The 4,506-nt window shown below is 42.8% G+C and carries 5 protein-coding genes; 3 read left to right on the forward strand and 2 right to left on the reverse strand.

Features of this window, described 5'->3' with window-relative positions:
- The 3 genes from pstA to sohB all read left to right on the forward strand — a co-directional run.
- Nucleotides 1–1,361 (forward strand): phosphate ABC transporter permease PstA (gene pstA / locus B4H32_RS00955; protein ID WP_286799333.1); only part of this gene is annotated, 1,361 nt, incomplete at its 5' end.
- A 14-nt stretch (nucleotides 1,362–1,375) separates the two neighbouring features.
- Entirely contained in the window at nucleotides 1,376–2,290 is a 915-nt protein-coding gene (gene pstB, locus B4H32_RS00960) for a phosphate ABC transporter ATP-binding protein PstB (RefSeq protein ID WP_004681325.1), read from the forward strand.
- A gap of 146 nt (nucleotides 2,291–2,436) precedes the next feature.
- Entirely contained in the window at nucleotides 2,437–3,399 is a 963-nt protein-coding gene (sohB, locus tag B4H32_RS00965; protein ID WP_004675876.1) for a protease SohB, read from the forward strand.
- Between the two features lie 32 nt (nucleotides 3,400–3,431).
- Here sohB and B4H32_RS00970 read toward each other — a convergent pair whose 3' ends face one another.
- Complete coding sequence (locus B4H32_RS00970) at nucleotides 3,432–4,067, reverse strand: DUF2238 domain-containing protein (protein ID WP_004681323.1); 636 nt, start codon at nucleotides 4,065–4,067, stop codon at nucleotides 3,432–3,434.
- A gap of 41 nt (nucleotides 4,068–4,108) precedes the next feature.
- A complete protein-coding gene (locus B4H32_RS00975; protein WP_004681322.1) occupies nucleotides 4,109–4,456 on the reverse strand; it encodes a hypothetical protein in 348 nt (115 codons plus the stop codon).
- Nucleotides 4,457–4,506 lie beyond the last annotated feature (50 nt).

The raw sequence follows: 4,506 nt of genomic DNA on the forward strand, positions 1-4,506 counted from the left end.
ATAGCTTAGATCCACAAGTGGCTGCTGAACAACGTGAACAGCGCAAAAGAAAAATTCAAAGCTCTTTAGCAAAGCGTCATCGCCGTGAAAAAACATTTCGTTTTGCAGGTTTTTCCGCAGTTGTTATTGGCCTAGCCTTTGTTGCTTTGCTATTCAGCAGTATTTTAAGTAAAGGTTTACCTGCCTTTTGGCAAAACAGTATTACAGTGCCTGTATATTTTGATCCTGCGATTATTAATGTTGGCGCGAAACCAAAACCAACGGCTGGTGAAACACCTGCACATTTCGAAGAGCGTTTTGTTGCTTGGCAAACTGAAATGGGTATGGTGGACTGGGATGCCCTGATCGTGAATGGCATCGTTTCAAAAGATAAATCGCTTGAAGATCAGCGTGATTATTTAAGTGGCTTGTACACCAGTTCTGAAGCGTACCGTTTACGTGACATGGTGTTAGCAAATCCAGCCCTGATTGGAAGCAAGCAGGAGATTAAGTTTCTGGCTGATGCCAATGTGGATGTCTGGCTCGCTGGAAATATTGACCGTAACCTGCCTGATGATCAGCAGCAACTTGAACCTGAGGTGCGTCAACTCGCAGATAAATTGAAAGCAGAAGGAATCATCAAGAGTACTTTTAATACCAATTTATTTGTTAGTCCAGACTCACGAAGTTCGCCAGCAACAAGTGGTTTGGCTGGTGCGTTCATGGGTTCGTTATTCATGATGCTCATTGTCATTGTAATTTCGATTCCAATTGGTGTTGCGAGTGCAATTTATCTTGAAGAGTTTGCACCCAAGAATATGATGACCGATATCATTGAAGTCAACATTAACAACTTGGCTGCTGTTCCTTCGATTGTGTTTGGTTTGTTAGGTGCTGCCATCTTTATTGGCTGGATGCATTTACCACTATCTGCACCATTAGTCGGTGGTCTGGTGCTTAGCTTAATGACCTTGCCAACCGTGATTATTACCACACGTGCCTCATTAAAGGCCGTACCGCCATCGATTCGTCAAGCCGCTCTTGGTCTTGGGGCATCAAAAGTACAAACCATTTTCCATCATGTCTTGCCGCTAGCATTGCCTGGTATTTTAACTGGGGCAATTATTGGTGTGGCTCAAGCTTTGGGTGAAACAGCACCATTACTGTTAATTGGGATGAGTGCCTTTGTTGCCAATATCCCTGCAACACCGCTGGATCAAGCAACGGCCTTACCTGTACAGATTTATTTATGGCAAGGTAACGAATTACGTAACTTCTTTGAAGGACGTACCGCAGCAGCAATTATTGTATTACTTGCACTCATGATCGGTTTAAACGGCCTTGCTATTTGGCTCCGTAAGAAATTTGAAGTGCGTTGGTAATAGAGGAGAGTACAATGAATACGATTGATATTATGAACGCCGTAGAAAAGGATAAATCAGTGAATCCACAACAAACAGAATTTACGTCATCTGAAGCGCAAGTTCAGCAATCAAATACTGCATTTGTCTCTCAGTTTGAAACGGCTTCTTCAAATAAAAAGCCAAAAACCAGTGAAGTGAAAATCAGTACCAAGGATGTTCATGTTTATTATGGTGAAACTGAAGCAATCAAGGGTATTGACCTGGATATTTACCAGAATGAAGTGATTGCGTTCATTGGTCCATCGGGTTGTGGTAAATCAACATTCCTGCGTACCTTAAACCGTATGAATGATACGATTGATAGCTGTCGTGTGACAGGTAAGGTGACACTGGATAATCAGGACATCTATGATCCTAACCTTGACGTGGTATTGCTGCGCGCACAGGTAGGGATGGTGTTCCAGAAGCCAAACCCATTTCCAAAATCAATTTTTGACAATGTTGCCTATGGCCCGAAATTGCATGGCCTGGCACGTGACAAATATGATCTGGAAGAAATTGTTGAAAATAGTCTGCGTAAAGCAGGTCTGTGGGATGAAGTCAAAGACCGATTAAGCCAGCCAGGAACAGGTTTGTCTGGCGGCCAGCAACAGCGTTTATGTATTGCGCGTACCATTGCGGTCAGCCCTGAAGTGATTTTGATGGATGAACCGTGTTCGGCATTAGATCCAATCGCAACAGCTAAGATCGAGGAGCTTATTTCAGAGCTTTCAGAGCAATTCACTATTGCAATCGTGACCCACTCCATGCAACAGGCAGCGCGTGTGTCTGATCGTACCGCTTATTTCCATCTGGGTGACCTGATTGAAGTCAACTCGACTGAGAAAGTGTTTACTCAGCCTGACCATCAATTGACTGAAGCCTATATTACAGGGCGTTTTGGTTGATACCATCCCGTATATATCAAAGGGCCTACGGGCTCTTTTTTTATGATACAGATGAAAATGAATCTATTTTGCAAAAACGCTATTGAATTTTTATTGAACAGACCACATCTTAGAGGCATAAAGACGAACTCAAGAGCACTTACTTTATGTTATTCCATTTACCTAAATTTCCTGCTGAAATTCGTATTAGCCATTTAAATGCGCGTGTGAATGAACAAAGAAAAAAAATTGCGCAAACAACAGCATCCCGTTTGGAATTATTACAACTGGTTCAGCAGCTTGCCAAAGAAGCCAAGGTTCGTAAGAAAAATGACCAGAAAATCTTCGTTTTAGATTTCAAGGGTGATATTCAGGCCTCTGCAGTCGATACCCTGCGTGAAGAGATTACCCTAATTTTGGCAACCGCCAAAGCTGGACATGACCGTGTGATTGTACGTCTGGAAAGCCCAGGTGGAATGGTGCATGGCTATGGTTTGGCTGCGGCTCAATTGGTTCGTTTACGTGATGCGGGTTTTCATGTGACGATTTGTGTTGATAAGGTTGCTGCCAGTGGCGGCTACATGATGGCATGTATTGCCAATGAAATTGTTTCAGCACCGTTTGCCGTGGTGGGTTCAATTGGTGTGGTTGCACAGGTGCCGAACTTTAACCGTTTATTGAAACAGCATAATGTGGACTTTGAACTGTACACCGCTGGTCAATATAAACGCACCGTAACCATGTTTGGGGAAAATACTGCTGAGGGTAAGGCCAAGTTTGAAGAGGAATTACAGCAGACCCACGTGCTGTTTAAGCACTTTATTGAAAAATACCGCCCACAACTCAACGTTGAAAAGGTTGCAACAGGTGAGCACTGGTATGGTGAAGATGCACGTGAATTAAATCTGGTGGATAAATTACAGACCTCGGATGAATATTTACTCAGTCTTTTGTCACAACATGATGTCTATGTGATCAATACTCGCAAACGCCCTACATTTGGTGAAAAACTGGGTTTGCAGGCGGCACAAATGGCTGAGACCCTGATTCCAACGGTGATGGGTAAAATCGCTGATAGCCTCGCCAAGGCAAACAGCACCTTGGTTCAGATGCGTGATCCTAAGTTTTAATCAATTTGTCCTGATCAAAGAAAAGCACCTGTTTAAGGTGCTTTTCTTTTGCTTCTGCCTAAATAGAGCAGCCCTGTAAGGATTGATCCGATTGTGGCCAGAAACATATCCTTGTGTGCATCCCACATATCACCCTGCTGTCCATTATAGTTTTCCGCATCTTCAGGCGACAAGCCAATGGATAGTCCCCATTCGAGCAACTCATAGAGCATACTGGAAGCCATCACAAACTGGATCACCAGCAGGAACAAGGTCAATGGTTTTGCGGTAGGAAACCAGACCTGAAAACAACGGAGAAAAAATGGGTAAAGCAATAATCCATAAGCAAAATGCACCAGTCGATCATACATGTTCCGAGACCAGCCCATTGTCTGATTCAGGTCAAAATGAAATAGGGACTTTAACCATTCATTGTAAGGCACATAGGAGTACAAATAATGGGCCGCAACAATATGGATGAATAGAAAAAGCAGGTACAAACAAAAACTGAAAAAATGCATGCCTATTTTTTTCATGCTGATGATCAGCACGACCAGCATAAACACAGTGCCCACCTGATGCAGGAGATAGGACTCAAGCTCAAGCGGCTGTATGCTGGCAATTGCCACGGCAAGGGCGATGATCCCAAGCGCAATATAATGTTTTAAGCCAAGTTGTTTTTCAATCATGCCACATCCGAGAAGAAAAAATCATCAGGCAGGGTAATTTATCATTGTTCAGTTGAATCTGGTATTAAAGGTGATGCTGCAACACCGCCAAGCGCCTGACAAGCCTGAAGATAGAGCTGGTACTTTTGTTGTACAACTTCATCGAGTGGAATGTCAAACAGATCCTCGCCATTTTTATACTGTTCAATATAGGTGCTGGCTTTGTCCTTGTTTGCGGCAAGTGTCTGTTGATAAAAATTGGTAATGGAGGAAGTCGCAAGCTGACTGGTCTCCACGTTTTTACACTGGAAACGCTGCAAAATTTTTTCAGCACGTTTAACTTCACTTGATTGTCCAAATACACATCCTGTTAATTGGGCAATCACAATCAGCACGAATAAGATCTTCATGATATTTAGAATAAAAATTTTTAAAGATTGTTATTGTATATAGAATTTAT

The organism is Acinetobacter sp. UBA2063, from assembly GCF_002333245.1.
GTDB classification, from domain to species: Bacteria; Pseudomonadota; Gammaproteobacteria; order Pseudomonadales; family Moraxellaceae; genus Acinetobacter; species Acinetobacter parvus.